Origin of the sequence: Lentzea sp. CA-135723 (assembly GCF_050936595.1) — a bacterium.
Classification (GTDB): Bacteria; Actinomycetota; Actinomycetes; order Mycobacteriales; family Pseudonocardiaceae; genus Lentzea.
Window position 1 is genome coordinate 2897941 of sequence record NZ_JBNJMK010000001.1, and the last position, 26164, is coordinate 2924104.

Annotated in this window: 27 protein-coding genes; 12 read left to right on the forward strand and 15 right to left on the reverse strand. The window is 70.4% G+C overall.

Annotated features, from left to right (window positions below):
* Positions 1–309: 309 nt before the first annotated feature.
* The gene (locus tag ACQEU1_RS12225; RefSeq protein WP_433199540.1) at positions 310–2238 is read right to left on the reverse strand and encodes a vWA domain-containing protein; all 1929 of its coding nucleotides are present in this window, start codon (positions 2236–2238) and stop codon (positions 310–312) included.
* Positions 2235–3626 carry a sigma 54-interacting transcriptional regulator gene (locus tag ACQEU1_RS12230; protein WP_382442073.1) on the reverse strand — a complete coding sequence of 464 codons (1392 nt, stop codon included), beginning with the start codon at positions 3624–3626 and terminating at the stop codon, positions 2235–2237. The genes ACQEU1_RS12225 and ACQEU1_RS12230 overlap by 4 nt, the downstream gene beginning before the upstream one ends.
* 164 nt (positions 3627–3790) lie before the next feature.
* Between ACQEU1_RS12230 and ACQEU1_RS12235 the strand changes: the two genes are divergently transcribed.
* Both ACQEU1_RS12235 and ACQEU1_RS12240 read left to right on the forward strand, forming a co-directional pair.
* On the forward strand, positions 3791–4207 hold the full coding sequence (locus tag ACQEU1_RS12235) for a hypothetical protein (protein ID WP_433199544.1): 417 nt from the start codon (positions 3791–3793) through the stop codon (positions 4205–4207).
* A 60-nt stretch (positions 4208–4267) separates the two neighbouring features.
* Positions 4268–5065, forward strand: coding sequence for a hypothetical protein (locus tag ACQEU1_RS12240; RefSeq protein WP_433199547.1), 798 nt, complete (start codon positions 4268–4270; stop codon positions 5063–5065).
* Positions 5066–5115: 50 nt separating this feature from the next.
* Here ACQEU1_RS12240 and ACQEU1_RS12245 read toward each other — a convergent pair whose 3' ends face one another.
* From ACQEU1_RS12245 to fabG, 3 genes are read right to left on the reverse strand one after another with little or no spacing between them, the layout of a single operon-like run.
* Positions 5116–6141 carry a ferrochelatase gene (locus tag ACQEU1_RS12245; RefSeq protein WP_433199550.1) on the reverse strand — a complete coding sequence of 342 codons (1026 nt, stop codon included), beginning with the start codon at positions 6139–6141 and terminating at the stop codon, positions 5116–5118.
* Positions 6142–6193: 52 nt separating this feature from the next.
* Positions 6194–6961 (reverse strand): enoyl-ACP reductase FabI, encoded by a 768-nt coding sequence (fabI, locus tag ACQEU1_RS12250; RefSeq protein WP_433199553.1) that lies wholly within the window; start codon positions 6959–6961, stop codon positions 6194–6196.
* A gap of 34 nt (positions 6962–6995) precedes the next feature.
* A complete protein-coding gene (gene fabG, locus ACQEU1_RS12255) occupies positions 6996–7700 on the reverse strand; it encodes a 3-oxoacyl-ACP reductase FabG (protein WP_433199556.1) in 705 nt (234 codons plus the stop codon).
* Between the two features lie 108 nt (positions 7701–7808).
* Between fabG and ACQEU1_RS12260 the strand changes: the two genes are divergently transcribed.
* Positions 7809–10388, forward strand: coding sequence for an FAD-binding and (Fe-S)-binding domain-containing protein (locus ACQEU1_RS12260; protein ID WP_433199560.1), 2580 nt, complete (start codon positions 7809–7811; stop codon positions 10386–10388).
* Here the strand turns inward: ACQEU1_RS12260 and ACQEU1_RS12265 are convergent.
* Entirely contained in the window at positions 10368–11660 is a 1293-nt protein-coding gene (locus tag ACQEU1_RS12265) for an MFS transporter (protein WP_433199563.1), read from the reverse strand. The two genes, ACQEU1_RS12260 and ACQEU1_RS12265, sit on opposite strands and share 21 nt — an antisense overlap.
* A 390-nt stretch (positions 11661–12050) precedes the next feature.
* Here ACQEU1_RS12265 and ACQEU1_RS12270 point away from each other — a divergent pair, with 390 nt between their 5' ends.
* From ACQEU1_RS12270 to ACQEU1_RS12280, 3 genes are read left to right on the forward strand one after another with little or no spacing between them, the layout of a single operon-like run.
* Positions 12051–12710 (forward strand): response regulator transcription factor, encoded by a 660-nt coding sequence (locus tag ACQEU1_RS12270; protein ID WP_382442081.1) that lies wholly within the window; start codon positions 12051–12053, stop codon positions 12708–12710.
* Positions 12711–14015 carry an ATP-binding protein gene (locus tag ACQEU1_RS12275; RefSeq protein WP_433199567.1) on the forward strand — a complete coding sequence of 435 codons (1305 nt, stop codon included), beginning with the start codon at positions 12711–12713 and terminating at the stop codon, positions 14013–14015.
* Entirely contained in the window at positions 14012–14875 is an 864-nt protein-coding gene (locus tag ACQEU1_RS12280) for a TAXI family TRAP transporter solute-binding subunit (RefSeq protein ID WP_433199570.1), read from the forward strand. The genes ACQEU1_RS12275 and ACQEU1_RS12280 overlap by 4 nt, the downstream gene beginning before the upstream one ends.
* A gap of 1 nt (position 14876) precedes the next feature.
* Here the strand turns inward: ACQEU1_RS12280 and ACQEU1_RS12285 are convergent, their stop codons facing one another.
* The 5 genes from ACQEU1_RS12285 to ACQEU1_RS12305 all read right to left on the reverse strand — a co-directional run bounded on the left by ACQEU1_RS12285 (position 14877) and on the right by ACQEU1_RS12305 (position 19101).
* Positions 14877–15842: a VWA domain-containing protein gene (locus ACQEU1_RS12285; protein ID WP_382442085.1), complete on the reverse strand. Its 966-nt coding sequence runs from the start codon at positions 15840–15842 to the stop codon at positions 14877–14879.
* Positions 15839–16720 carry a DUF58 domain-containing protein gene (locus ACQEU1_RS12290; RefSeq protein ID WP_382442190.1) on the reverse strand — a complete coding sequence of 294 codons (882 nt, stop codon included), beginning with the start codon at positions 16718–16720 and terminating at the stop codon, positions 15839–15841. The genes ACQEU1_RS12285 and ACQEU1_RS12290 overlap by 4 nt, the downstream gene beginning before the upstream one ends.
* A 59-nt stretch (positions 16721–16779) precedes the next feature.
* Complete coding sequence (locus tag ACQEU1_RS12295) at positions 16780–17829, reverse strand: AAA family ATPase (RefSeq protein ID WP_382442086.1); 1050 nt, start codon at positions 17827–17829, stop codon at positions 16780–16782.
* Between the two features lie 61 nt (positions 17830–17890).
* Complete coding sequence (gene mobA, locus ACQEU1_RS12300) at positions 17891–18421, reverse strand: molybdenum cofactor guanylyltransferase (RefSeq protein WP_433199575.1); 531 nt, start codon at positions 18419–18421, stop codon at positions 17891–17893.
* Positions 18418–19101 carry a TetR/AcrR family transcriptional regulator gene (locus ACQEU1_RS12305; protein WP_433199578.1) on the reverse strand — a complete coding sequence of 228 codons (684 nt, stop codon included), beginning with the start codon at positions 19099–19101 and terminating at the stop codon, positions 18418–18420. The genes mobA and ACQEU1_RS12305 overlap by 4 nt, the downstream gene beginning before the upstream one ends.
* Positions 19102–19177: 76 nt before the next feature.
* On the opposite strand from ACQEU1_RS12305, the gene ACQEU1_RS12310 reads away from it, so the two are divergent.
* Positions 19178–20086 carry an ATP-binding cassette domain-containing protein gene (locus ACQEU1_RS12310; protein ID WP_433199581.1) on the forward strand — a complete coding sequence of 303 codons (909 nt, stop codon included), beginning with the start codon at positions 19178–19180 and terminating at the stop codon, positions 20084–20086.
* On the forward strand, positions 20083–20826 hold the full coding sequence (locus ACQEU1_RS12315) for an ABC transporter permease (RefSeq protein WP_433199584.1): 744 nt from the start codon (positions 20083–20085) through the stop codon (positions 20824–20826). The genes ACQEU1_RS12310 and ACQEU1_RS12315 overlap by 4 nt, the downstream gene beginning before the upstream one ends.
* Here the strand turns inward: ACQEU1_RS12315 and ACQEU1_RS12320 are convergent.
* A complete protein-coding gene (locus ACQEU1_RS12320; protein WP_433199587.1) occupies positions 20813–21685 on the reverse strand; it encodes an oxidoreductase in 873 nt (290 codons plus the stop codon). The two genes, ACQEU1_RS12315 and ACQEU1_RS12320, sit on opposite strands and share 14 nt — an antisense overlap.
* 27 nt (positions 21686–21712) lie before the next feature.
* Between ACQEU1_RS12320 and ACQEU1_RS12325 the strand changes: the two genes are divergently transcribed.
* The gene (locus ACQEU1_RS12325) at positions 21713–22054 is read left to right on the forward strand and encodes a DUF2203 domain-containing protein (RefSeq protein ID WP_433199590.1); all 342 of its coding nucleotides are present in this window, start codon (positions 21713–21715) and stop codon (positions 22052–22054) included.
* Here the strand turns inward: ACQEU1_RS12325 and ACQEU1_RS12330 are convergent.
* Complete coding sequence (locus tag ACQEU1_RS12330) at positions 22047–23033, reverse strand: hypothetical protein (protein WP_433199593.1); 987 nt, start codon at positions 23031–23033, stop codon at positions 22047–22049. The two genes, ACQEU1_RS12325 and ACQEU1_RS12330, sit on opposite strands and share 8 nt — an antisense overlap.
* On the opposite strand from ACQEU1_RS12330, the gene ACQEU1_RS12335 reads away from it, so the two are divergent.
* From ACQEU1_RS12335 to ACQEU1_RS12345, 3 genes are all read left to right on the forward strand, one after another.
* Positions 23032–23580 (forward strand): cysteine hydrolase family protein, encoded by a 549-nt coding sequence (locus ACQEU1_RS12335; protein ID WP_433199596.1) that lies wholly within the window; start codon positions 23032–23034, stop codon positions 23578–23580. The genes ACQEU1_RS12330 and ACQEU1_RS12335 overlap by 2 nt on opposite strands.
* Positions 23577–24479, forward strand: a complete 903-nt coding sequence (locus tag ACQEU1_RS12340; RefSeq protein WP_433199599.1) for a GlxA family transcriptional regulator — start codon at positions 23577–23579, stop codon at positions 24477–24479. Before ACQEU1_RS12335 ends, ACQEU1_RS12340 begins: the two co-directional genes overlap by 4 nt.
* A gap of 74 nt (positions 24480–24553) precedes the next feature.
* Positions 24554–25108, forward strand: a complete 555-nt coding sequence (locus ACQEU1_RS12345; protein WP_433199602.1) for a cysteine hydrolase family protein — start codon at positions 24554–24556, stop codon at positions 25106–25108.
* Positions 25109–25132: 24 nt separating this feature from the next.
* Here the strand turns inward: ACQEU1_RS12345 and ACQEU1_RS12350 are convergent, their stop codons facing one another.
* Both ACQEU1_RS12350 and ACQEU1_RS12355 read right to left on the reverse strand, forming a co-directional pair.
* Positions 25133–25522 carry a hypothetical protein gene (locus ACQEU1_RS12350; RefSeq protein ID WP_433199605.1) on the reverse strand — a complete coding sequence of 130 codons (390 nt, stop codon included), beginning with the start codon at positions 25520–25522 and terminating at the stop codon, positions 25133–25135.
* Positions 25519–26160 (reverse strand): epimerase, encoded by a 642-nt coding sequence (locus ACQEU1_RS12355; RefSeq protein ID WP_433199608.1) that lies wholly within the window; start codon positions 26158–26160, stop codon positions 25519–25521. Before ACQEU1_RS12355 ends, ACQEU1_RS12350 begins: the two co-directional genes overlap by 4 nt.
* Positions 26161–26164 lie beyond the last annotated feature (4 nt).

Consider the following 26164-nt stretch of genomic DNA (forward strand, 5'->3'; position numbering starts at 1 on the left):
GCAGCACGAGTCACGCGCACCCGTCGTCACCCACCATCACAGCGTCCACCACTGACGGAGCTCAGCACGACGACAACCAGGAAACGTCTCGCCGACGCCCCAAGCGGTCGTCACTACCGCACCGCCATAGCCATTCCCGCCCGTCCACCAACTAGAAAACGCTTCACCGCCGCCAGCGCCGCGACCTCGAACAGTCGTCCACCGGCGACCCAACACCACGAGTCACCCGCACCACGTCACCACCCACGCACCCAGGCGTCCGCCGCGGACGGCACACCCCGTCCAACGCGACCGCGGGCAGGAAGCACCTCACCGCCGCCGACGCCGAGACCTCAGGTAGTCGCTCACCACAGCGGCCCCGAGCCCTTCCTCGTCCGCCGCCACGACCCGGCCGCCGCCGCGCCGGGCCACGATGTCGACGAACGCGGCCAGCCGCGGGTCGTCGCCCAGCTTGAACACCGAGATCGTCGCCCCGAGGCGCGCGAGCGAGTCGACCTCGTTCAGCGTCTTGCTCAACGTCCGCGGTAGCGGCGGGTAGTTGAACTCCGCGTCACCGTCGGGTTCCAGGTGTGCGGTCGGCTCGCCGTCCGTCACCACGAGCACGACGGGCTGCGCGTCCGGATGCCGCCGGACGTGCCTGCCGGCGAGCAGCAAGGCGTGGTGCAGGTTCGTGCCCTGCTCCCACACGCCTTCCAGCGCTGTCAGCTGTCCGATGTCGACCGACTCCGCGTAGCGCCCGAACGTCACGAGCTGAAGGGCGTCGGTGCGGAACCTCGTGCGCACGAGGTGATGCAGCGCCAAGGCCGTGCGCTTCATCGGTACCCAACGGCCGTCCTGCACCATCGACCAGGAGGTGTCCACGCACAACGCGACAGCCGCACGCGACCGGTGTTCGGTCTCGGCCACTTCCAGGTCGACCACGTCGAGGGACATGGAGCCGGACCGCAGCACGGAGTTGCGCAGCGAACGCGGCACGTCCCAGGGTTCGGTGTCGCCGAACTGCCACGGCCGGGTCGAGCCGATCAGCTCGCCCGCCGCGCCGGCCGAGGTGGTCTCGCGCGACCCCTGCGACGAGCGGAGCTGGTCCACGACGCCGCGCAGCGCGGTCTCGCCCAGGCGCCGCAACGCCTTGGGCGTCAGCCGCAGGGTGCCGTCGGGGGCTCGTTCCACGATGTTCTGGGAGCGGAGTGCCTTCTCCAGCTCGGACAGGCGGCGTGCGTCGACCGACGCCGACTCGCCGAGCTGGCGTTCGAGGGCCTCCAGGTCGATGTCCTCCAGGCGGGCGCCGGGGTAGGACTGCGAGAGCTGTTCGGCCAGGGCGTCCAGTTCGGCGAGGTCCGCCATGGCCTGGGCGCCCTCGCCCAGACCTAGTGGGTCCTGGCCGCGGAAGCGGGCGGAGGACGACCAGTCCTCCCCAGGACGGAGCTGCTGCAGAAGGGAGTCCAGAGTGGACAGTTGAGAGCCGATGCCGCCGAAGGCCTGCTGCGACAACGCGGAGAGCTCGGCCCGCTGGGCGTCGGTCATCGAGTTCATCATGCGCTGGGCCGCGGCCGAGCGGGCCGCCAGCGCGTCGATGAGCTCGTCCACGTTGCGGGGCTTCTCCGGGAAGAACTCGCCGTGCTTGCGCATGAAGTCGTCGAACATGCGCGGCGTGTCCGGGGAGCCGGCGGCGTGCGCCTCCAGCAACGAGTTGAGGTCGCGGAGCATGCGCTGGATGCGCTCCACGTCCTTCGAGTCCACATTGGACAGCGCGTCCTTCATGCCCTGGAAGCGCTGGTCCAGGAGTTCGCGGCCGAGCAGCTCGCGGATCTTCTCGTACGCCTCGCGCGCCTCGGAGGAGCGCCAGTCATAGGAGGAGAGCTCCTGCACGGCCGCGGCCGTGCCCGGTGGCAGCGCGTCCAGCTGCGCCTCGCGGAAGCGGGCGTCGTCGGACGGGTCTGGGAAGAGCGTGCGGCGTTCGGCTTCGACCGCCTGGTCCAGCAGCTGGCGGACCTCGGTCAGCGTGCCGTCGAGGCGGTGCCGGCGCTGGATGGACGAGCGGCGCTGCCAGAGCCGTGAGGTCAGGTCGTCGAGGCCGCGGGTGCCGTCGACGCCGCGCCGCAGGAGTTCGCGCAGGGCGGACTGCGGCGAGGCGCCTTCCATGATCTCGCGGCCGAGCTCGTCCACGGCCGCGCGGAGGTCCACCGGGGGCGCCAGCGGATCGGCGCCGCCGCCCCAGCGTCCGTAGCGGTATCTCATCCGTACACCGATCGGTCGTCGTCGGAGGAGTTGTCCTTCGACAGGTGGCGGGTCAGGTAGAGCGACTCCAGGGCGAGCTCGACGGCGGAGGCGATGCGGCCGACCGGGTCCTTCGGGCCCGCGCCCATGCGGGCCGCGACCTCGTGCAGGATCGGGAGCTCCGGCAACGCCGCGAGCAGGTCGCCCGCGTGCACGCGGTCGCCGGTCGCGACCGGGTGGCCGTCGGAGACGACCTCGGCCAGCGCGCGCAGGTTGAGGCCTGCCAGGCGGGCACGGGCGGTGTCGGCGATCGACCGGCGCAGCAGGTGGACCAGGACCTCGTCCTCGCGGCCCTCCTCCCCCGCCTCGAACTCGAGCTTGCCGCGCAGCACGTCCGGCACCGACTCCAGGTCGACCGGGCGGGCGATGGCGGGCGTCTCGCCGATCAGCGCGGACCGCCGCAGTGCCGACGCCGCGACGGTCTCCGCCGCCGCGACGGCGAACCGGGCCGAGACGCCGGAGCGCTGGTCGATCGACGACGACTCGCGCAGGTGCCGCACGAAGCGGGCGATGATCTCCAGCAGGTGGTCGCCCACCTCGGCGACGAGGTCGGCCTCCTGGCGGACCAGGTCGACCTCGGCGTCGATCTCCAACGGGTAGTGCGTGCGCACCTCGGCGCCGAAGCGGTCCTTGAGCGGCGTGATGATGCGGCCGCGGTTCGTGTAGTCCTCGGGGTTCGCGGTGGCCACGAGCAGCACGTCCAGCGGCAGCCGCAGCGTGTAGCCGCGGACCTGGATGTCGCGCTCCTCCATGACGTTGAGCAGCGACACCTGGATGCGTTCGGCCAGGTCGGGAAGCTCGTTGATGGCGATGATGCCGCGGTGGGCCCGCGGGAGCATGCCGTAGTGGATGGTCTCCGGGTCGCCGAGCGAGCGGCCTTCCGCGACTTTGACGGGGTCGACGTCGCCGACGAGGTCACCGACGGACGTGTCGGGCGTCGCGAGCTTCTCGGCGTAGCGCTCGTCGCGGTGCCGCCACACGACGGGCAGGGCGTCGCCGAGCTCGAGGGCACGGCGCTTCGACTCGGGCGTGATCGGCTCCAGCGGGTGTTCGCCCAGCTCGGAGCCCTCGATCACGGGCGTCCACTCGTCGAGCAGCGCCACCAGGCTGCGCAGCAGCCGCGTCTTGCCCTGTCCTCGTTCGCCGAGCAGGACGACGTCGTGGCCGGCGAGGAGCGCGCGTTCGAGCTGCGGCAGCACCGTGCGGTCGAAACCGACGATGCCGGGCCACGGGTTGCGTCCTTCGCGCAGGGCCGCGAGGAGGTTCTCCCTGATCTCGGTCTTGACGCCGCGCGGCAGGTGCCCGGCGGCGCGCAGTTCGCCCGCCGTGCGGGCCAGGTTCTGGGTCACGCAGACGACGCTACGCACCGAACCCGGACCCGTCGATGTGGAGCAACTCCAGGCACGGGCCGGGCACGTGCGCCAGAATGCGGGGCGACATGAGTGACAGCGTTGATTTCAGATGGGCTCCTTCACCTGCGGACTGGCGGGCCAGCCTGCGCGCGATGGTGCCGATGTTCAGATGGGCGCCGTGGTTCGCGCTCGTGCTCGCCGCGTTCTCCCTGGTGCTGCTCTTCGGGTTCGAGGACGCGCTGGTCGTGGGCCTGTTCGGCCTCGTGTGCGCGCTGGTCATCGGCTTCATGGAGCCGGTCGCTGTGTGGTGGCGGTTCAGCTCGAACGAGATGATCAGCCGGACGGTCGTGGGCAGCGCCGACGCCCAGTCGTTCCGGATGGCGGTCGGCACGTCCGTCCGCGAGGAGATCGCCTGGCAGGAGCTCCCCGGCTGGACCGAGACCCGGCAGGGCTTCGTGCTGGAGACACTGGACGAGGGCGCGGCGTCGCTTTCCGTGCCGCACCGGGCCTTCGCGTCCGATGAGGACGTGACCTCGTTCCGTTCGCTGTTGGAGAACCACATCGGTCCAGCCGCCTAGGTGTCTCGGATCGGGCACACCGGGTGGGGCGGACGGGCCGGGGCCACGTAATCTCGTCGCGTGTCCTGTGCGAGCGCCACGCTGGTCGTGTGGGCGTCGGGATGGCTGCACGGTCTGGCCGCCTCCGACGACGTCCTCGACGCCCTGCACCTGTGGGCCGAGCAGCACGAGGTGGTGGCCGACGACGACGGCACCGCCACGGCGCTCGACCTCCCCGGTCCCGACGAGGCCCCTGTGGGCCCCGCCCTGCTGCTGGCCGCCCTGCGGCGCGCGGGTGCCACCTCGGCCAGGCTGGTCCTACCAGTCCCCGGCGACGTACGAGGCCTGGGCGGCAAGGGCCCGCTCTCCACGTGCGCGCTCCGCTCCGGCGAGGCGCTGGTGGTCCCGTCCGTGCACATCGGCCTGGTCCCCAAGATCGTGGCCGACGGCGTGATGCGCTGGACCGTCTTCGACCTGCCGTCCTCCAACGGCCTGGAGCACATCCCGATCGGCGAGGCGGAACACGGCCTGGGCGCCGCACTGCGCGAGGCGACGGCCGCCCTGGCCAGCCTCGACGTGGCCAAGCACCGCCCGAACGTCCGCAAGGAGATCGCCGACCTGGCGGCCGAGCACTCCACCCTCCCGTGGCCGGACGCCATGCCGCCGCGGTCCCTCCGCGTGCTCCAGCGCGCGGCGGAGGTGGACGCGATCGTGAAGGTGGCGAGCTCCGACGCACCGGGCGGCGCGCTCTCCGCCTCCGCCATGACGGCCCGCACCGAAGCCCTGCGCCCGGTCTCCCTGGCCGTGCGCCGAGCCCGCTGCGCGGCAGTGGACGAGGCGGTCCGCGTCCTGGCCGACAGCGGAGCAGGCAGGCACTGAGACGTCACGTGCCGGGGGCGGCTCCTCCCGGCACGAGTTCGTCCGGATGACTAGGTGCGGACCGGCCTCTTCGCCGGCTCGCAGCACAACGGTGCGCACGGCGCGCCGTTCACGGTGCACCCCGCCGCCACGAACGACGACAACTTCCGCACGGGCGCACCAGAAGTGTGCTCCGCGACCAGTTCCGTCACGAGCTCGGCGAAGCGCGGGTCGGCGTTGGGCGTGGCGGCGCGGGCGTACTCCATGCCGAGTTCCAACGCCCGGTCGCGCGCCTCCGTGTCGAGGTCCCACACCACTTCGAGGTGGTCGGAGACGAAGCCGATCGGGCACACGACGACGCCCGCGACTCCCTTGGCGTGCAAGGCATCGATGTGGTCGACGATGTCCGGCTCGAGCCACGGGATCTGCGGCGGGCCGGAACGCGACTGCCACACCACGTCGTACTCGGTGATGCCCAGCTCCGCGGCCACGAGCCGGGAGGCCTCCACGATCTGGCGCGAGTAGCGGTAGCCGCCCTCGGAGGGCGGGCCGGCGGCCTTGTCCGCGGACACCGGCACCGAGTGCGCGGTGAACACGAGGCGGTAGGCGCCGTTCAACGAGGCCGCGGCCGAACGAACCGCGTCGGCGAAGGAGGAGATGAAGAGCGGGTGGTCGAAGAACTGGCGCAGCTTCACCAGTTCCGGGCCGTCCGGGACGGCCTGCAACGCGCGCACGATGTCCTCGTCGTACTGGCGGCAGGCGGAGTAGCCGCCGTAGGCGCTCGTCGGGAACACGAGTGCGCGGGAGACGCCGTCCGCCTTCATCTGGGCGACGACGTCCTCGACCATGGGGTGCCAGTTGCGGTTGCCGAAGTAGATCGGCAGGTCGAAACCGGTGGAGCGCACGGCCTCGATCGCTTCGAGGTTCAGGCGGTTGATCGGCGAGACACCGCCGAAGTGCTGGTAGTGGGCTTCGACCTCGTCCAGCCGCTCCGGCGGTACGCCACGTCCGCGAACCACGTTCTCCAGGAAGGGACGGACGTCTTCTGGACCTTCTGGGCCGCCGAACGACAGCCAGAGCAGCGCATCGAAACTCACCGCTCCATCCAATCAGACGCCCGATCCCCTCACATGACGAACGCGTGTGACGTCAGAGACCGAGGAAGTGCACGCCGCCGTCGACGAACACCATCGAGCCCGTGGTGGCCGGGAACCAGTCGGAGAGCAGGCCGCAGACCGACTTGGCGACCGGGGTGGCGTCGTCGACGTCCCAGGTCAGCGGCGCCTTCTCGCCCCACATCTTCTCCAGCTCGGAGAAGCCGGGGATCGACTTGGCGGCCATCGTGCGGACCGGTCCGGCGGCGACCAGGTTCACGCGGATGCCGTCGGGGCCGAGGTCGCGCGCCATGTAGCGGTTGATCGACTCCAGCGACGCCTTGGCGGCACCCATCCAGTTGTAGGCGGGCCACGCCTGACGGGCGTCGAAGTCGAGGCCGACGACCGAGGAACCGTGGCCCAGCAACGGACGCACGGCCTTCACCAGCGACATGTAGGAGTACGCCGAGACGTGCATCGCCTTGGAGACGTCGTCCCACGGCGCGTCCATGAACGGCGCGCCGAGGCAGGAGGCCGGGGCGAAGCCGATCGAGTGCAGCACACCGTCGAGGCCGTCGACGTGCTCCCGGACGCGGTCGGCGAGCGTCGCGAGGTGCTCCTCGTTCTGCACGTCGAGCTCGACGACGGGCGCGGGCTTGGGCAGGCGCTGGGCGATGCGCTGCACGAGGCTCATCCGGCCGAACCCGGTCAGCACGACCTCGGCGCCCTGTTCCTGGGCGACGCGTGCGACGTGGAAGGCGATCGACGCGTCGGTGATGACACCGGTGATCAGCAGTCGCTTGCCTTCGAGCAGTCCGGTCACTTGGTCCAACCCTTTCGCAGTTCTGGAGGAAACGTCAGTGGCCCATGCCGAGGCCGCCGTCGACCGGCAGCACGGCACCGTTGATGTAGCCCGCCTCGTTGGCGGCGAGGAACGTGACGGCGCGCGCGATCTCCTCGGCGGCACCGTAACGACCGGCCGGGATCTGCTTGAGAGCGGCGTCGCGGACGGCCTCCGGCAGCTCGGCGGTCATGTCCGTGGTGATGAAGCCGGGCGTGATCACGTTCGCGGTGATGTTGCGCGAACCGAGTTCCAACGCGATCGAGCGCGCCATGCCGACCATGCCGGACTTCGACGCGGCGTAGTTGACCTGGCCCGCGCCGCCGGTGAGGCCGACGACGGACGAGATGAAGACGATGCGGCCGAACTTCTTGCGCAGCATGCCGCGGGAGGCGCGCTGGGCGAAGCGGAACGCGCCCGTGAGGTTCGCGTCCACGACGGACGTGAACTGCTCCTCGCTCATGCGCAGCAGCAGCGTGTCCTGGGTCATGCCCGCGTTGCACACGAGCACCTCGACGGGACCGTGCGCGGCTTCGACCTCGGTGAACGCGGCGTCGATCTCCTCGGAGCTCGTCACGTCGCACTTCACGCCGAGCAGGCCTTCGGGAGCGCCGGACCCGCGGTGCGTCACCGCGACCTTGTCGCCCTGCGCCGCGAACGCCTGCGCGATGGCGAGGCCGATACCGCGGTTGCCTCCGGTGACCAGAACGGACCGACTCACTAGCTCTCCCGAGAATCGCTGCTGGTTGACCGGGTGAGGCTATCGGCTACCGGCAGGTAGACCGGCATCGGCGGGGACATGTCACACCAGGCGGGGCATGATCGGGTGATGCGGGCCTTTCTCGATCAACTCCGGCGCCAGGTGGACGGCGACGTCCTGGACGACCCGGCGAGCCGGGCCCTGTACTCGGCGGACGCCTCGAACTACCGCCACGTGCCCCGCGTCGTCGTCCGTCCACGCACGACGGACGCGGTGATCACGGCCGTCGGGCTCGCCGCCGAACATGGCGTGCCGATCACGAGCCGGGGTGCCGGAACGTCCATCGCGGGCAACGCGACCGGCACCGGACTGGTGATCGACTTCAGCCGGTACCTGAACGCGTTCGAGATCTCCGGCGACCGCGCGCACGTCCAGCCGGGAGCGGTGCTCGACAAGATCAACGCGGCGGCCGGCGACCACCTGTTCGGGCCGGACCCGTCCACGCACTCGCGCTGCACGATCGGCGGGATGATCGGCAACAACGCGTGCGGCGCGCACTCGGTGAAGTGGGGCAAGACCAGCGAGAACGTCGAGAACCTGCACGTCCTCACCGCCGACGGCCGCACGTTCGACACGAAGAACCCGCCGCCGCTCCAGCTCCCGGACTACGACCCGGCGTGGTTTCCGCAGCTCAGCCGCCGGGTCAGCGGGTACGCGCTGGACGCCCCGACGCTCACCCGGCAGCTCGTCGGCACCGAGGGCACCTGCGTGGTGCTGCTCGGCGCCGAACTCAAGCTCGTGCGACGGCCGGAACGCCGGATCCTGGTCGTGCTCGGCTTCGCGGACACCTACGAGGCCGCCGACCAGGTCACCCAGATCGAGGGCGCGCTCGCGATCGAGGGCCTGAACGAGGCACTCGTCCACAGCGTGAAGACCCGCCCCGACCTGCCGGAAGGCCGCAGCTGGCTGTTCGTCGAGGTCGAGGACCACCCGGAACGGGTCGCGAAGATCACCAAGAACTCGCTGGTCATCCACGATCCCGCACAGCAGCGGGCGCTGTGGCGGATCCGCGAGGACGGCGCGGGCCTCGCCACCCGGATGGCGGACGGCAGCGAGGCCTGGTCGGGCTGGGAGGACTCGGCCGTCCCGCCGGAGCGCCTCGGCACGTACCTGCGCGAGTTCGACCAGCTCCTGACCCGCTACGGACGGCGTGGCATCACCTACGGCCACTACGGCGAGGGCTGCATCCACGTCCGCATCGACTTCGACCTCGCGCACGGCTACCGCGAGTTCCTCCAGGACGCCGCCGACCTCGTCGTGAGCCACGGCGGCAGCCTGTCCGGCGAGCACGGCGACGGCCAGGCGCGGTCCGAGCTGCTCAGCCGCATGTACCCGGCCGCGGCGATCAGGGCGTTCGGCGAGTTCAAGCGCGCCTTCGACCCGCGCAACCTGCTCAACCCCGGCCGGATCGTCGAGCCTCTCCAGCTCGACGACGACCTGCGGATCCTCGTGGCGCCACCGAGGATCCCGACCCGTGCGGAGTTCGCGAGCGACACGCGCCGGTGCGTTGGCGTCGGCAAGTGCCTGAACACCAAGGGCGGCGTGATGTGCCCGAGTTATCGCGTCACCAAAGAAGAAAAGCACTCCACGCGTGGGCGCGCGCACCTGCTGTTCGAGATGCTCAACGGCGACGTGATCAAGGACGGCTGGCGCTCGCGCGAGGTCGCCGAGGCGCTCGACCTGTGCCTGGGGTGCAAGGGCTGCAAGCGCGACTGCCCGGTCGACGTCGACATGGCGAGCTACAAGGCCGAGTTCCTGCACGAGCACCACAAGCGGCGCATCAGGCCGCTCTCGCACTACACGATGGGCTGGCTGCCCACGTGGCTGAAGTACGGGCTGGTCAACAGGTTCACGACGAGGTTCGGCCGGTTCGCGGGCATCACTCCGGAACGCGAGCTGCCGCGCCAGACCACCCGCCTGGTCCGCCAGCTGCACCCGCTCGGCCAGGGCGATCCGGTGCTGCTGTTCCCCGACACGTTCACGAACCACTTCGAACCGGGCGTCGGCCTCGACGCCGCGACCGTCCTGGCACACCTGGGAAACCGCGTCGAGGTGCCGTCCGCGAACGTCTGCTGTGGACTGACCTGGCACTCCACCGGCCAGCTCGGCAAGGCCCGCAGGGTCGTCGAACGCACCGCGCGGGCGTTGCTGCCGTGGACGAGCCGGGGCGTCCCGGTGATCGGGCTGGAGCCGAGCTGCACGGCGTTCCTGCGCGCGGAAGCCCCGAAGCTCTCCGACGACCCGGCGGTGCAAGCGCTTGCCAAGGCCACCCGCACGTTCGCCGAGCACGTCGCCCCGAGGCTGCCGACGCTCGACGGTGCCCGCGAGGCCGTCGTGCAGATCCACTGCCACCAGTACGCCGAGCTCGGCTTCGACCGCGACCGCGAGGCCATGGCCAAGGCCGGCATCGACGCGAAGATCGTCGAGGGGTGTTGTGGCCTCGCCGGGAACTTCGGCTTCGAGCGAGGCCACTACGACGTCTCGATCGCGTGCGCCGAGCAGGACCTGCTGCCGGCGTTGCGCGCCAACGAGGACGCGCTGGTGATCGCGGACGGCTTCAGCTGCCGCACGCAGATCCGGCACACCACCGAACGCAAACCGGTGCACCTGGCCAGCGCGCTAGCCGCACTAGTCCCGGTCGAGGACTGAGTCCTTCGACGTCTCGCGCATGAACCCGTAGACCAACAAGGAGATCAGCACGCAGCCCGCGACGTAGTAGTAGAAGACCGACTCCATGCCGGCCTGCTTGAACCACAACGCCACGTACTCGGCCGTGCCACCGAAGATCGCCACGGTCAGCGCGTACGGCAACCCGACACCCAGCGCGCGGATGTTCGTGGGGAACAGCTCGGCCTTCACGATCGCGTTGATCGAGGTGTACCCGGTCACGATCACCAGGCCGCCCAGCATGAGCAGGAACGCGGGAATCACCGCGGACGTCGTCGCCAGCGTCGACAACAACGGCACAGTCGCGAGCGTGCCCAACACACCAAAGCCTAGCAGCAAAGGACGACGCCCGATCCGGTCCGACAACGCGCCCGCAAGTGGTTGCAGCACCACGAACACCAGCAACGCGGCGAAGTTGATCCAGCTGACCGTCGCGGCGTCGATCCCGCTCGTGTTCACCATGAACTTCTGCAGGTACGTCGTGAACGTGTAGAACGCAACGGTGCCACCGAGCGTCAGGCCCACGACCGTCAGGCACTCCTTGGGGTGCTTGAGCAACGCCCGGATCGTGCCGTTCTGCTCGCCGCTGCCCTGCTGCTTCTCGAAGTTCGCCGACTCGTCCATCCCGCGCCGCAGCCACATCACGACGATCGCCCCGGTGGCGCCGATGACGAACGCGACCCGCCAGCCCCACTCGGTCATCTCGGCCTTGGACAGGAACTGCTGCAACACGATCTGCACGCCCAGCGCCACCAGCTGCCCGGCCGTCAGCGTCACGTACTGGAAGCTGGAGTAGAAACCCCGGCGCCGAGGTGAGGCCACTTCGGACAGATAGGTGGCGGACGTCGCGTACTCACCGCCGACGGACAACCCCTGCAACAACCGCGCGAGCACCAGCAGAACCGGCGCCGCCACCCCGATCGTCGCGTAGGACGGCGTCACCGCGATGATCAACGACCCCGCGGCCATCAGCGTGACCGACAACGTCAGCGCGGCACGGCGCCCGTGCCGGTCGGCATACCGGCCGAGCAGCCACCCGCCCAGCGGCCGCATGAGGAAGCCGACCGCGAACACGGCGGCGGTGTTGAGCAGCTGCGCGGTCTGGTCGCCCTTGGGGAAGAACGCGGCCGCGAAGTAGATGCTGAACGCCGTGTAGGCGTACCAGTCGTACCACTCGATGAGGTTGCCGACCGACCCGCGCAGCACGTTCGCCACCACTCGGCGTTCGCTGCTCTTCTCCTGAACGACTGTCATGCCGGACACCATCGCGACGGCCCGGGACCCCTCACAACCTGGGCGAAGGCTTCTTTACAGTCACTTAGGGCCATTCGGCGGACACACTGGGTTCCAGCGCGCGGATGCCGTCCCAGAAGGATGTCGCGCGGCTCCGAGCCAGAGCGAGACGTCAGGAGGTAGGTGCCCCGTGCAACGCAACTCGTTGTTCCCGCACATCAGGCATCCCGCCACGTGTCCCACCTCCCGAACAGGTCGTGAGTACAACCGCGCGTGCTCTCGGGGTCCAGCCAGTAGAACGCGGCTCCTGCGCTGCAACGACCGAGCACGAGGACGCGCAGCGGCTTCTTTACAGTCACTTAAGCGCGTCGGTACGCGCGGGCAACAGTCGTCATGACCGATACTGCTGGAATGCGGGTGCTGTTGGTCGAAGACGACGACGGTGTCGCCGACGCCCTGGTGGAAGCGCTGCGGGCGAACGGCCACCGGCCTGCCCGCGTGCGCCGCGGCGCCGACGCGCTCATCGCCCACCGCGACGCCGACGTGGTGCTGCTCGACCTCGGCCTGCCCGACCAGGACGGCCTGGAGGTGTTGCGCAAGCTCCGCAGGATCGACCCGGTGCCGGTGCTCGTGCTGACCGCGCGTGGCGACGAACGGACGGTGGTCAGGGGGCTGCGGCTCGGTGCGGACGACTACCTGGTGAAGCCGGTGCGGCTCGCGGAGCTGCTGGCGCGCATCGACGCGGTGGCACGGCGGAGTGCGGCGCGGTCGCAGGAACCCGACGACGTGGTGCGGGTGTCGGACGTGGAGATCGACCTGCAGAGCCGTCAGGTCGTGGTCGGCGGGCGCGAGATCTCGTTGACCACCAAGGAGTTCGACGTGCTGGCGGTGCTGGCGCGCAGGCCCGGCACGGCGGTGAGCCGGCAGCAGTTGATGGACGAGGTGTGGGGCAACGCGTTCGTCGCCGTGTCGCGCACGCTCGACGTGCACCTCACGCAGTTGCGCGCCAAGCTCGACCGGCCGGGGCTGCTGCACACGATCCGCGGTTTCGGCTACCGGCTCGGTGAATAGATGCGGCAACGGCTTCTGTTGGTGCTGCTGCTGTTCTCGTTGTCGGCCGTGACGGCGTTCGCGTTCCCGTTGCTGATGAGCACCGCGAACGAACGCACCCAGCAGTTCGTGATCAGCCGCACCGCGGACCTCGACCGCTTCGCCACGCTGCCCGTCGACGTCGTGGTGTCGGAGGCCGAACGGTACGCCGAGGTCTACGGCGAGGAGATCGTGGTGGTCGACGCCGCCGGCACGCCGGTCGTGGAGTCGGGCATGACGGCGGACGACGTGTCGGCGCAGATCGACGCGGCGTTGCGCAACCAGCCCGCGAAGACCGTGCCGACGGTCCTGCCGTGGAGTGGCGGTGACGTCCTGTTCGCGCGACCCATCGGCATCGGCACCAAGGTCGCGGGTGCCGTGGTGCTCAGGGCCTCCACGCAGGTGGCGGCGCTGGACGTGGCCCGGCGCTGGGCCCTCGTGCTGGCCGGGGCGTTGCTGGCGGCGTGTGCGTGCGTGCTGCTCGCGCTCGTGGTGTCGCGGTGGTTGCTCAGGCCGTTGAAGGAGCTCGACCGGGGCGTGCGGGCGGTCGCGGCGGGCCAGCGGCGCACGCACGTCGCCGACACCGCCGGACCGGCGGAGCTGCGGGCGTTGTCGGAGTCGTTCAACCGCATGTCCGACGCCGTGGCCGAGGCCGCCGACCAGCAACGCCGCCTCATCGCCGACGCCTCGCACCAGCTGCGCAACCCCATGGCGGCACTGCGGCTGCGCGTCGACATGCTGCCGTCCAACGGCTCGCTGCTGACCGAGGTCGAACGGCTGGAGTCGTTGCTGGACGGGCTTCTCGCGCTCGCGTCGGCCGAGAGCACGGCCACCGAACGGGCCGCGGGCGGCGTCGAACCGGAGCTCGCCGACCTCCAGATCGTCGCGCACGACCGGGTCGACGCGTGGCGGGCGGCGGCACAGGCCGAGGGCGTCACGATCACGATCGACGACCGCGCGCACGGACTCGTGCAGTGCGCGGTCTCGGACCTCGCCCAGGTGCTGGACGTGGTGCTGGACAACGCCATCAGGTACGGCGCGACCGAGGTCAGGGTCATCTGCGACCGCGCCACCCTGACCGTGCGGGACAACGGACCGGGGCTGTCCAAAAAGGACATCAAGCACGCCACCGAACGGTTCTGGCGCGGCGACGACTCACGACGCGGCACGGGGCTGGGACTCGCGATCGCGGAACGGATCGTGACCGCGCACGACGGAAAGCTGAAGCTGCACAGCGACAACGGTCTCGTGGTCACGGTCGAGCTGCCGAAGGAGCCGCTGCTGTGAAGCGCAGGACGTTCCTCCTCGGCACCCTCGCGCTCACCGCGTGCGGATCGAGCGAGCCGGAGGGCACCATCCGGATCGCGGGCGGCGAACCGGGCGGCTTCTACAACGACTTCGCGTCGCTGCTCTCCCGTCTCGCCCCGAGCCCGCTCACCATCACCCCGGTCCAGACCGGCGGCAGCGCCGACAACCTCAGGCACCTCCGCGAAGGCACCGCCGAGCTCGGCCTCTCCCTGAGCGACAGCGCCCACCTGGAACGCGGCCTCGTCGCCCTGGGCCGCGTCTACGAGAACTACCTGCAGCTCGTGGTCCTCAAGGACTCCCCGTACACCTCGGCCGCGGACCTGGCCGGCAAACCGGTCTCGCTAGGCGCCGACGGCTCAGGCGCCGCCTTGCAGGGCTCCAGGCTGCAGATGGGCGTGCGGGAAGAGCACTACCCGCTGCGCAACGCCATCGACGCACTCCAGTCCGGCGAGATCGCCGCCCTGCTGTGGTCCGGTGGCGTCCCCACCCCGGAGCTCGACAAGGCCAGCGGCATCAGACTCCTGCCGCTGGACGGCTTCCTGCCGAAGCTGCGCCAGGACCACGGCAAGGTCTACGAACGCGTGGACGTCCGGATGGGCGTCTACGGCTCCCCCGCCGACGTCCCCACGATCGGCACGCCGAACCTGCTGGTGTGCCGGCCGGACCTCAGCACCGAGTACGCGGGCGCCGTCGTCAGGCTCCTGGTCGGCAGGGCCGCGGAACTCGTGCCGGAGCAGGCGCTCGGCACGCAGTACCTCGACGTGCGCAGCCTGATAGACACCGGGAAGGTCCCCCTGCACCCCGGCGCGGCGGCGGAGTACAGGAGGCTCCACGGGTGAGCTACGGAAGGCGTTGACCCAGCAGCAGAGCGGCCGCGGCGGCGAACATCGCCGTCATCGTGCCCAGCAGCAGCCACGGTTTCGAGGCGTCCGCCTGCTTCTTCTCGTAACCGATCTGCTCGCCGAGCGTGTCGTAGACGCGGCGCAGCTCCTCGGCAGAAGCGGCCTTGAAGAACTCGCCGCCGGAGATCTTCGCGATCTCCTTCATCGAGTCGTCGTCGACGGGCACGGACTGCTGCCTGCCCTCGATGTCGACCACGCCGTCCTCGGTGCCGAACGAGATCGTGGAGATCGGGATGCCGGCCTTCTTCGCGTCCTCGGCCGCGTCGAACGCCTTGCGGGTGCCGACGGTCTCCTTGCCGTCCGTCATCAGCACGATGCGGGCGGGCGGAGGTCCTTCGGCGCCGCCGACGACCTTGCCGAACGAGTCGATCGACGCCATCGCGGCCACCAGCGCGTCACCGGTCGCGGTCGACTGGGCGAGTTTGAGCCCGTCGATCGACTGCGAGACGGCGGCCCGGTCGGTGGTCGGCGCGACCAGCACCGTGGCGGAGCCGGCGAACGAGATCAGGCCCAGGTTGATGCCCGGCGTGAGGCCCTCGGCGAACGACTTGGCGGCCACCTGCGCGGCCTCCAGGCGGGACGGCTTGACGTCGGTGGCCTTCATCGACAGCGACACGTCGACGACCAGCATCACGGTCGCCCGGTTGCGCGGGACGCGTTGCTCGGACGTCGGCCCGGCCAGCGCGACCGTCAGCAACGCCAGTGCCGCCAGCAGGAACGCCGCCGGGACGTGCCGCGACCAGCGTTCCCGCTTGGGCGCGACCTTCTCCAGCAGCTCCAGGTTCGTGAACCGCAGCACCCTCTTGCGCCGCAACCGCTGCACGAACACGTACGCGGCCGCCAGCAGCACGACGGCCACGAGCAGCAGGAACCACCACGGGGCGACGAAGTTCGAGAAGCTCATGCGACACCCCCAGACCAGCGGCGCTTGCGCGCCACCACGAAACGAACCGTGTCGGCGATCCAGTCCGAGTCGGTCCGCAGCACCAGGTGCCCGGCTCCCGCGCGGCGCAGGCCCGCCGCCACCTCGGCCCGGTGTTCGGCGGCCGCGGCGTTGAACTCCTTGCGCAGCAACGCGGACGCGGTCACCTCGCGCTGCCGCCCGCTCTCCGGGTCGGACAGCACGACGGTGCCGACCTCGGGCAGGTCGACGTCACGCGGGTCGACGACCTCGATGGCCACGATGTCGTGACGGGCGGACAGAGCGCGCAACGGCCGTTGCCACTCCATGCCGCCGAGGAAGTCGGAGATCACCACGATCAGGCCGCGCCGGCGCGGAGGCCTGCGCAGCTGTTCCAGCAACGCCGCCAGGTCGCCGCGGGTGCCCTCGGGCGCCCGGTCGATCTCGGCGATCTTGCGGATCATGCCGCGCGCGTGGGCCAGCCCGCCGCGCGCCGGGATGCGGACGTTCTCCGCTCCCGTCGAGACCGCGGCGCCGATCCGGTTGCCACCACCGCGCGTCAGGTGCGCGACGGCGGCCGTCGCGGCGACGGCCAGGTCGCGCTTCTCGCACGCGGCGGTGCCGAAGTCGAGCGACGGCGACAGGTCGATCGCCACCCACGTCTCCAGCTCGCGGTCGGCGACCGTCTCGCGGATGTGCGGGATCGTCGTGCGGGCCGTGACCGCCCAGTCCATCCGGCGCACGTCGTCACCGGGCTGGTAGGTGCGCGCCTCGCCCGGTTCGGTGCCCGGCCCCGGCACGAGGCCGAGGTGGTTGCCCTGCAGCAGGCCGTCGAGCCTGCGCCGGACGTCGAGCTCCAGCATGCGCAGCGCGGCTTCCATCCGGACCCCGCGCAGGACGGGCGGCGCCCAGGACGGACGCTCCTCTTGCTTGTCCCGGCTCACGGCCTACCAGCCGGCACCGGCTGCTGCGGACGGGCCGACACCTGCGGCAGCGGCACGATCTGGAGCACTCGCGTGATGATGTGGTCGATCGGCACGCCGTCGGCCAGCGCGTCGTACGACAGCACGAGACGGTGGCGCAGCACGTCCGGAACGACGTCCACGACGTCCTGCGGCAGCACGTAGTCACGACCGCGCACGAGCGCAAGGCCACGGGCGGCGGCGATGATGCCGAGCGACGCACGCGGCGAGGCACCGTAGGCGACCCAGCCGGCGACGTCGGTGAGGCCGTGCTCGCCGGGCGCGCGGGTCGCGATCACCAGGCGCACCACGTAGTCGACGAGCGCGTGGTGGACGAAGACGCGCGACGCGACGCCCTGCAGGCGCACCAGCTCCTCGGGCGAGAGGACCTGGTTCGGCGTGGGCGCCTCGACACCCATGCGGTAGACGATCTCGCGCTCTTCCTCGGCCGTCGGGTACTCGACCTGGATCTTGAACAGGAAGCGGTCGCGCTGCGCCTCCGGCAGCGGGTACACGCCCTCGTTCTCGATCGGGTTCTGCGTGGCGAGCACCAGGAACGGGTTCGGCATCGGGAACGTGCGGCCACCGATGGACACGTGCCGCTCGGCCATGACCTCGAGCATCGCGGACTGCACCTTGGCGGGCGCGCGGTTGATCTCGTCGGCGAGCACGAAGTTCGCGACGACGGGGCCGAGCTCGACGTCGAACGCCTCACTGGACTGGCGGTAGATGCGGGTGCCGAGGATGTCGGCGGGCACCAGGTCGGGCGTGAACTGCACGCGGGAGAACGATCCGCCGACGACGCGGGCGAACGTCTCGACGGCGAGCGTCTTCGCGACACCCGGCACACCTTCGAGCAGCAGATGGCCCTTGGCCAGCAGACCCACGAGCATCCGCTCGACGAGCCGGTCCTGGCCGACGATCACCCGCTTCACCTCGAACACGGTGCGTTCGAGCAGCTGGGCGTCACGAGCCGGGGTGACGGGCGCCGATGCGTTCGGCGTTGCCTCGGCGGCGGGCTCGGTCACGTGCGGGCCTCCATGCGGAACAGGGTTTACCGATAGTGGAGCAGTCTTGCTCTTCGCCTGTTCAACCACTGTGAAGGGTGTCCAGGTCGTCCGGTGTGTCGACGTCCTGGGCCTCACCGGGCAAAGCGGACACTTCGACGGGGTCGAGCTTCAGCAAGGTCCTGCGCAACGGCAGGTTCGAAGGATCTTCGGGAAGAGCTTCGCGCAGGTCAGCGGCGTTCCAGTAGCCGATCAGCCACTGCACGCGGTCGTCCTTCAGCACGGCGTTGCGACCAGTGGCGCGCAGTCGCCCGATGGTGTCCTTCGTGAGTCCTGGTTGATCCACCGCGAGCACCGCGACCCACTCCTCGGTGACCTTCGCGAGTCCGGCGGCGAGTCCGGCGAGCGGGCCACCGCCGGGTGGGTCCTCACGGGCCCAGAGCACGCCGGGAAGATCCTTCTCCGGCCCCACAACGACCTTCTGCGCCGCGTCGTCCACAACGGACAGCACGTGGTCGAGCAGCGTGGCGTCCCGAAAGGACAGTGCGGCCTTGTCGACGCCGCCGAGGCGCTCACCCTTGCCTCCGGTGAGGACGATCACCGCGTACGTCATGCCCTGCCTCCGATGTGCGCGGCGACGCCTTCCAGGAACAGGTGCAGGCCGAAGTCGAAGTCGGCGCCGAGGTCCTCGGCCCGCTGGACGTCGTCGAGGTCGAACACACCGGCCGCGATGATCTTGGCCAGCGCCGGCATCCTGCGCGGGTCGACGGTCTCGCGCAGCACCTGCCCGTACTGGTGGTTGAACCGGTCGGGGTCCTGCTCGAACCCCTGCGACAGCGTGCCGACCAGCCGCGCCTCGCCCTGCACGAACGTCGACAGCCCCATCACGACGCCGATCTTCTCGCCCGGATCGAGCGGCGTGCCGTCGAGGGCCGTGAGCGCGCTCTCCAGCCAGGCGAGGTTGCGCGGGCCGGAGGGCGGGCCGCTGATCGGGATCTGCAGGAACCACGGGCGCCGGCGGATCGCCGCGAGCACCGCCTTCGCCCAGAACCCGAGCTTGTCGCGCCACTCGCCGTCCGGCAGCGGCGGCGGGTCCTCCATGGCCTCGTCCCACATCAGCGCGAGCAGCTCGTCCTTGTTCTTGACGTGCCGGTAGAGCGCCATCGTCGCGTTGCCCATCTCCTGGGCGACGCGGGCCATCGACACGGCGGCAAGCCCCTCGGCGTCGGCGATCGCGATGGCCGCCCGCGTGATGTCGGCGGCGTCGATCGTCGGCTTGCGCCCCCTCTTCATCCCCCTAGTCAAACAGATGCGTATGCCATACGCTAATTTGGGTTTTGCGTATGAGGTACGCATAAAAGGGGGTTCGATGATCGTCGAGACAGAGGGACTGACGAAGAGGTACGGGGCCACGACGGTCCTGAGCGGCCTGGACCTGGAGGTCGCGGAGGGGTCGGTGCTCGCGTTGCTCGGGCCGAACGGCGCGGGCAAGACCACCACGATCCGCATCCTGAGCACGCTGACCAGGCCGGACGGCGGCACGGCGCGGGTGTGCGGGTTCGACGTGGTGCGCGCCGGCGCGGACGTGCGCGGCGTGATCAGCCTGACCGGGCAGTACGCGGCGGTGGACGAGGAGCAGACCGGCCGCGAGAACCTGGTGATGATCGCCCGGCTGCGCGGCTTCGCCAGACCGGCGTCGCGCGCACGGGCCGGGGAACTGCTGGAGCGGTTCGATCTCGCGGACGCGGCGGACCGGCGGGTGCGCACCTACTCGGGAGGCATGCGGCGGCGGCTCGACCTCGCGATGAGCCTGGTGGCACGGCCGCGGCTGCTGTTCCTGGACGAGCCGACCACCGGCCTCGACCCGGTCAGCCGCACGACGATGTGGGACGCGATCGGCGACCTGGTGCGCGACGGCGTGACGATCTTCCTCACCACCCAGTACCTGGAGGAGGCCGACCGCCTCGCCGACCGGATCGTGGTGCTGCACCGGGGAGACGTCGTCGCGGACGGCACTGCGGACGCGTTGAAGAACTCGGTCGGCGGCACGCGCCTCGACCTGACGTTCGCGAGTCCCGGTGACGCCGCGCGGGCCAGGGACGTGGTCGGCGGGGTGGTGGACGGACCAGTGTTGAGCGTGCCCTCGGACGGCAGCGCCACGCACCTGCACCGGGTGCTGGACGACCTGCTGGCGGCACAGGTCGAGGTGCTGCGGGTGGCCACGCACCGCCCGACGCTGGACGACGTGTTCACCTCGCTCGTGGCGGTGGCCGCGTGACCGCCTCGCTGACGATGATCGGCCGCAGCATCCGGCTGAGCCGCCGCAACCTCGACCTCGTGTTCATGGCGATCGTGCTGCCGGTGCTGATGATGGCGTTGTTCGTGTACGTGTTCGGCGGCGCGATCAGCTCGACGCGGTCCTATGTGGACTACGTGGTGCCCGGCATCCTGGTGCTGTGCACGGGGTACGGAGCCACGTCCACCGCCATGTCGGTGACCGACGACATGCGCAAGGGCGTCGTCGACCGGTTCCGCTCGATGCCGATCAGCGGGTTCTCCGTGCTGACCGGGCACGTCGTCGCGTCGGTCGCGCGCAACGGCCTCGCGACGTTCGCGGTGGTGCTCGTGGCGTTGCTGATGGGGTTCCGGCCGGCGGCGTCGTTCGGGTCGTGGATCCTCGCGATGGGGCTGCTGGCGCTCTACGTGCTGGCGCTGTCGTGGCTCGCGGCCGGGCTCGGCGTGATCGCGCGGACCGTCGAGTCGGCCAGCCTGTTCGGGTTCTTCATGCTGTTCATCCCCTACCTGAGCAGCGCTTTCGTGCCGGTGGCGACCATGCCGTCCTGGTTGCGGGTGGTCAGCGAGCACCAGCCGATCACGCCGGTCATCGAGACCGTGCGGGCGTTGCTGAACGGCCAGGAGGCCACCTCGGGCCGGCTCGCGCTCGCGTGGTCCGGCGGGTTGCTGCTGGTCGCGTTCGGCTGGGCGACCTGGTTGTTCAGCAGGATCAGCCGCCGCTGAGGTGGGCGGCGTCGAGGCGGGTGAGCTCGTCCGGGGTGAGCTGGAGGTCGCCCGCCTCGACGTTCTGCCGCAGGTGGGCGGGGTCGCCGGTACCGGGGATCACCAGCACGTGCGGGCCGCGGGCGAGCGTCCACGCCAGCCTGACCTGGGCGGGAGTGGCGTCCCGGGAGCGGGCGATCGCGGTGACCTCGTCGTCCTCGGCGGACGTCCCGGCCTCCTGGTTCGCCCCGGCCAGCGTGAAGAACGGCACGAACGCGACGCCGCGCTCGCCGCAGACGCCGAGGAAGTCGTCCTGCTCGGGGTGGTGGCCGAGGCCGTAGGAGTTCTGCACGCACACGACCTCGGCGATCCGCTGCGCCTGGTCGAGGTGGTGCGGTCTGACGTTGGACAGCCCGAGGTGCCGGACCAGCCCGGCCCGCTGGAGCTCCGCCAGCGCCGCGAAGTGCGCGCTGACGTCGTCGAGACCGCTGATCCGCAGGTTGACGACGTCGAGGTGGTCGCGGCCGAGCTGCCGGAGGTTCTCCTCGACCTGGCCGCGCAGCCGCGCCGGTGTCGCGAGCGGCAGCCACTCCCCCTGCGGCGAGCGGCCGGGCCCGATCTTCGTCACGATCACCAGGTCGTCCGGGTACGGCGCGAGAGCGCTGTTGATCAGCTCGTTCGCGGACCTGGTGGCGGAGAAGTAGAAGGCGGCCGTGTCGATGTGGTTCACCCCGAGCTCGACGGCCGTGCGCAGCACCTCGATCGCCTGCGCGCGGTCCCGTGGCGGCGCGGACAGGTCGAACGCCGTGCCCCGCTGCGGCAGCCGCATCGCGCCGAAACCGATCCGGCGCACGGTCAGGTCACCCAGTCGCCACGTCATTCCGTCCACTGTGCCAGCCTTGGCGTCGTGTCACTGTTCACGCTCGACGAAGCCAGGTCCGAACTCGCGCGGCTGCTGCCCGTGCTGGACGAGATCGTGCGGCTGCGCGCCGACGCCGCCGAGCTCGCCACCGGTGGTTCCTCGCTCGGCGGGATACCGGAGTTCAAGGCCGCGCAGGCCAGGCTGGACGAGCTGATGGAGACCGTGCAGCACACCGGGGCCGAGCTGAAGGGCCTCGCGCCGTTGCTGGTGGACTTCCCGTCCGAACGCGACGGCGTGCCGGTGCTGCTGTGCTGGCTCGAGGGCGACCGCGAGCTGGCCTGGTACCACCGGACCGATCTGGGGTTCGCGGGTCGCAGGCCTATTTGACGGGCGCGAGGAACCCGGCGACCAGCAGCACGCCGACGAGCCCGGTGATGAGGCCCAGCGCGATCAGGTGGTGCTTCGCGGTCGTGCGGCCGGGCACGCGGTTCAGGATGATCGCCGCGGCCAGCGTGAGCGCGCCCGCGATCGGGGTCAGCGCCCGCCACGCCTTGTCCCACGTGAACGGCAGGTAGTCGTCGGCGCCGTAGAGCGACAGGATCAGCGCGGGCAGACCGAGCCCGGCGGCGGCCGCGGCGGCGAGCGTGTTGAACCGCTGCTGCGCCTCGCCCTCCTGCGCGACGGCGAACGTCGACACGCTGCTCAGCAGTGCCTGCAGGCGGGTGACCTCGTCGCCCAGCTCGGCGTTCATCGCCTCGCAGTGCCGCATGGTGACGGTGGTGAAGCGGCCCTCGCGGATCGCCTCCTGGGCGACGTCACGGGCGCGGCTCACGGCCATCGACAGCTCGACGAGCTGGGCCATCACCAGGCGCAGCGCGGTGTTCTTGCGTTGCGCCAGCAGGTCGGCGACCTGGCGTTCCATCTCGTAGCGGAGCCCGCGCAGCTCCGCGACGGCGTTGCGGGACCCCTCGGCGAGCGCCTTCGCGATGGTGAGCGCGCGTTCCCGTTCCTCAACGCGGTGGGCGGGTTCGGCGAGCGTGCCGTCGAGGTCTTCCGGCGACCAGGTGCTCTGCCGCCAGCCGTGCTCGTCGCTCCAGGCCGCCCTGACCACGATCTCGACGTTCGCGCCGTCGGTGCGCGCCTCCCCCACGAGGATCTTGCGGCTGCGGGTGACCCGCAGGAACGGCACCGCGGGCCCGGCCAGCAGGCCCTCGCTCAGGGTGACGTCGACACCCAGGTCCTGCTCCGCCGGATCGCCCGCCAGGATGCGCATGCCCGCGATCTTGCCACGGTGACCGGATCCGTCCGCTGCTCGGCCGGGCCGTGCCTGGCCGCGAGTCTGGCCGTTGGCGAGGCTTGATGTCATGAAGCGAGCATTGATCGTCATCGACGTGCAGGAGTCGTTCCGGCAGCGCGCGAACTGGGCCGAGGTGTCGAACCCGGACGTAGTGGGCAAGGTGAACCAGCTGGTCGACATGAGCCGCGACGCCGGTGACCTGGTGGTGTGGGTGCTGCACTCGGAACCCGGCACCGGCGACGTGTTCGACCCCGCGCTCGGGCACGTGCGGCTGATCGACGGCCTCAAGCCGCTCGACGACGAGCCCGTGCTGACCAAGACCGCGCACAACGCCTTCACCACGACGAACCTCCAGCAGACGCTGACCCAGCGCGGCGTGCGGGAGCTGCTGGTCAGCGGCATCCGGACCGAGCAGTGCTGCGAGACGACCACGCGGGTCGGCTCCGACCTCGGGTTCGGCATGACGTTCGTGACGGACGCGACCGCGACCACGCCGTTGCCGCACTGGCGGACCGGGAAGGTGCTCGGCGTCGAGGAGATCATCGAGCGGACCGAGTACGTGCTGGCCGGCCGGTTCGCGCGGATCTCGGATGTCGCTACGCTGACCGGATCGTGACTGAAGTCGTTTTCGTGCTCGTACCGGGAGTGCACCTGCTCGACCTCGCGGGGCCGGCGCAGGTGTTCTCCAGCGCCGCCGACCTCGACTGCGGGTACGCGCTGTCCTATGTGGGCGATTCGGCCACCGTGCCGAGCCATCAGGGCGTGCCGCTCGGTGCGTCCGTTGAGCTGCCCCCTCTCGCGGTGGACGACCTCGTGTTCGTGCCGGGGTGGCGTTCGCCGAAGATCGCCGGAACCGGGCCTTTGAGCGCACGCGTGCTGGCGTGGTTGCGCGCGCATCACGACGCCGGTGGCACGGTCGCGAGTGTGTGCGCCGGCGCGGATGTGTTGGGACGCGCCGGTTTGCTCGACGGACGCCGTTGCACGACACACCACGAACTGCAGGACGAACTCGCACGGCGCTATCCGTCCGCACACGTCGTGCGTGACGTTTTGTACGTGGAGGACAACAGGGTCGTGACGTCCGCGGGCATCGCGAGCGGTATCGACCTCGCGTTGCACCTCGTCGCCGTCCGTCATGGCCCCGCCGCGGCCGCCGCGATCGCACGCACGATGGTCATCTACGCGCGCAGGAACGGTGACGACCAACAAGCAAGTGTGCTGCTGCGCCACCGTTCTCACATCAACGAGACGGTGCACCGCCTTCAGGACGTGATCGAGACACGGCTCGCCGATCGTCTGTCGCTCGCGGAACTCGCCGTCCACGTGGGATGCAGCGAACGCACCGTGACGCGCTTGTTCGGCCGTGCGACAGGCATGACGCCGTTGAAGTACCAACAGGCGTTGCGCGTCGAACGGGCGGAACACCTGATCGGTCAAGGCGCCACGGTCGAGACCGCTGCCCGCAACGTCGGTTTCGAAGACGCCCGCATGCTGCGCCGCCTGCGTTCGCGCTGAGCCGCACGCGTGCGCCCCTCCACCGTCGAAGGAACACCCTTGCACGCCACCGCAACGGGCCTAAGCTGGGCCGCGTGACGACTCTGGCGAACCGCCCCAACACCGCGTTGCTCGTGATCGACGTGCAGAACGGCGTGGTCGACCACGCCCACAACCGCGACGAGGTCGTGGCCAACGTCGCCACCCTCGTCGACAAGGCGCGCGCGGCCGGCGTCGACGTCGTGTGGGTGCAGCACAGCAACCCCGAGCACATGCCGAAGGAGTCCGACGGCTGGCAGTTCGTGCCCGAGCTCAAGCTCGCCGAGGGCGAACCGGTGGTGCACAAGACGTACGCCGACTCGTTCGAGGCCACCGACCTCGAGGAAGTCCTGGCGGGCAAGGGGATCGGCAGCCTCGTGGTGTCCGGCGCGCAGACCGACGAGTGCATCCGCTCCACCCTGCACGGCGCGATCGTGCGCGGCTACGACGCCCTGCTGGTGAGCGACGCGCACACGACCGAGGACCTGTCGGAGTGGGGCGCCCCCACCCCGGACAAGGTCGTCGCGCACACCAACCTCTACTGGGAGAACCACACCGCACCGGGCCGGTCGGCGGGCGTGGTGAAGACCGAGGACGCCTTCAAGGCCTAGGTTCGGCGGTGCCGCGGTTGCGCGTCAGGCCTGCGTGATGAGGTGCCTGCTCGGCAGGTAGTCGATCTTCCAGTCCTCGTACACGCCGGCCAGCCCGCAGCCGAGGCACTCCAGCCCGACCGAGACCCAGCGCACCTCACCGTCGGGCCGGCACGACGACCCGAGCGCGGCGGCGAACTCCTCGCCGCCGCACGTGCACTCGCACTCCTCCGCGTCGTCCTCGTCCCAGTGCTCCGCGGAGTCGGCGATGAACTCCGCCTTGCCGCACGCCAGGCACGTCCGGCGCATGCACTGGTCCGCAGTCATCTGCACGCGGAACTTCTTGCCACCGCACCCGCCGCACACCGACTCGACGACGTGCGTGACCTCGTACCCGTCCTCCTGGTACGCGCGGATCTCCTCGGCGAGCGTCATCCGGCCACCCGGTTGATCTCGTCGCTGCGCAGGATCCGGTCCGCGTGCGCGCCCTTGGCCAGCGCCAGCATCGCGCGCCCGAGCAGCTCGGTCGTCGTCACGTACTTCGGCGCCACCTTGCGCAGCACCGGGAACAGCCACGACGACCACGAGTAGATGTAGCGGTAGATCCGCGTGCGTGAGGTGATCCCGTGCAACGGCTGGATGAACCCCGGCCGCACCACGAACACGGGCCGGTCGAGCGCCAGCAGCTCGTTCTCCGTGCGCCCCTTCACCCGTGCCCACATCGTGCTGCTGTCAGCGCCGGCACCCTCACCGGACACGTACACATAGGTGCCGCCCACGACCCGTGCGGCCTCCACCGCGTAGTCGTGCGTCACGGGCGTGTACTGGGCCTCGGTGAGACCGGCCGAAGTCAGGCCCATGCAGTAGAAGCACGCGTCGGCGCCGGCCAGGTCGGCGGCGATCGGCGACAGGTCACCGAAGTCGGCGTGCACGACGTGCCGCAGCTTGGGGTCGTTCACGCTCGACGGCGACCGACCCACCGTCACCACGGACGTCACGTCGGGGTCGAGCAGGCTCTCCCGCAACGCACCCTGACCGACCATTCCGGACGCACCGAAAATCACTACCTTCACGCCG

Bases quoted from the DNA above. Each gene is read 5' to 3' on its own strand.
- ACQEU1_RS12320 (WP_433199587.1), bottom strand. From the start codon at position 21,685: ATGACGTGGCGACTGGGTGACCTGACCGTGCGCCGGATCGGTTTCGGC.
- ACQEU1_RS12290 (WP_382442190.1), bottom strand. From the start codon at position 16,720: ATGGAAGCCGCGCTGCGCATGCTGGAGCTCGACGTCCGGCGCAGGCTC.
- ACQEU1_RS12235 (WP_433199544.1), top strand. From the start codon at position 3,791: ATGTTCAGATGGGCGCCGTGGTTCGCGCTCGTGCTCGCCGCGTTCTCC.
- ACQEU1_RS12260 (WP_433199560.1), top strand. From the start codon at position 7,809: ATGCGGGCCTTTCTCGATCAACTCCGGCGCCAGGTGGACGGCGACGTC.
- ACQEU1_RS12330 (WP_433199593.1), bottom strand. From the start codon at position 23,033: ATGACATCAAGCCTCGCCAACGGCCAGACTCGCGGCCAGGCACGGCCC.
- ACQEU1_RS12225 (WP_433199540.1), bottom strand. From the start codon at position 2,238: ATGAGATACCGCTACGGACGCTGGGGCGGCGGCGCCGATCCGCTGGCG.
- ACQEU1_RS12335 (WP_433199596.1), top strand. From the start codon at position 23,032: ATGAAGCGAGCATTGATCGTCATCGACGTGCAGGAGTCGTTCCGGCAG.
- ACQEU1_RS12285 (WP_382442085.1), bottom strand. From the start codon at position 15,842: ATGAGCTTCTCGAACTTCGTCGCCCCGTGGTGGTTCCTGCTGCTCGTG.
- ACQEU1_RS12350 (WP_433199605.1), bottom strand. From the start codon at position 25,522: ATGACGCTCGCCGAGGAGATCCGCGCGTACCAGGAGGACGGGTACGAG.
- mobA (WP_433199575.1), bottom strand. From the start codon at position 18,421: ATGACGTACGCGGTGATCGTCCTCACCGGAGGCAAGGGTGAGCGCCTC.
- ACQEU1_RS12310 (WP_433199581.1), top strand. From the start codon at position 19,178: ATGATCGTCGAGACAGAGGGACTGACGAAGAGGTACGGGGCCACGACG.
- ACQEU1_RS12265 (WP_433199563.1), bottom strand. From the start codon at position 11,660: ATGACAGTCGTTCAGGAGAAGAGCAGCGAACGCCGAGTGGTGGCGAAC.
- ACQEU1_RS12270 (WP_382442081.1), top strand. From the start codon at position 12,051: ATGCGGGTGCTGTTGGTCGAAGACGACGACGGTGTCGCCGACGCCCTG.
- ACQEU1_RS12305 (WP_433199578.1), bottom strand. From the start codon at position 19,101: ATGAAGAGGGGGCGCAAGCCGACGATCGACGCCGCCGACATCACGCGG.
- ACQEU1_RS12275 (WP_433199567.1), top strand. From the start codon at position 12,711: ATGCGGCAACGGCTTCTGTTGGTGCTGCTGCTGTTCTCGTTGTCGGCC.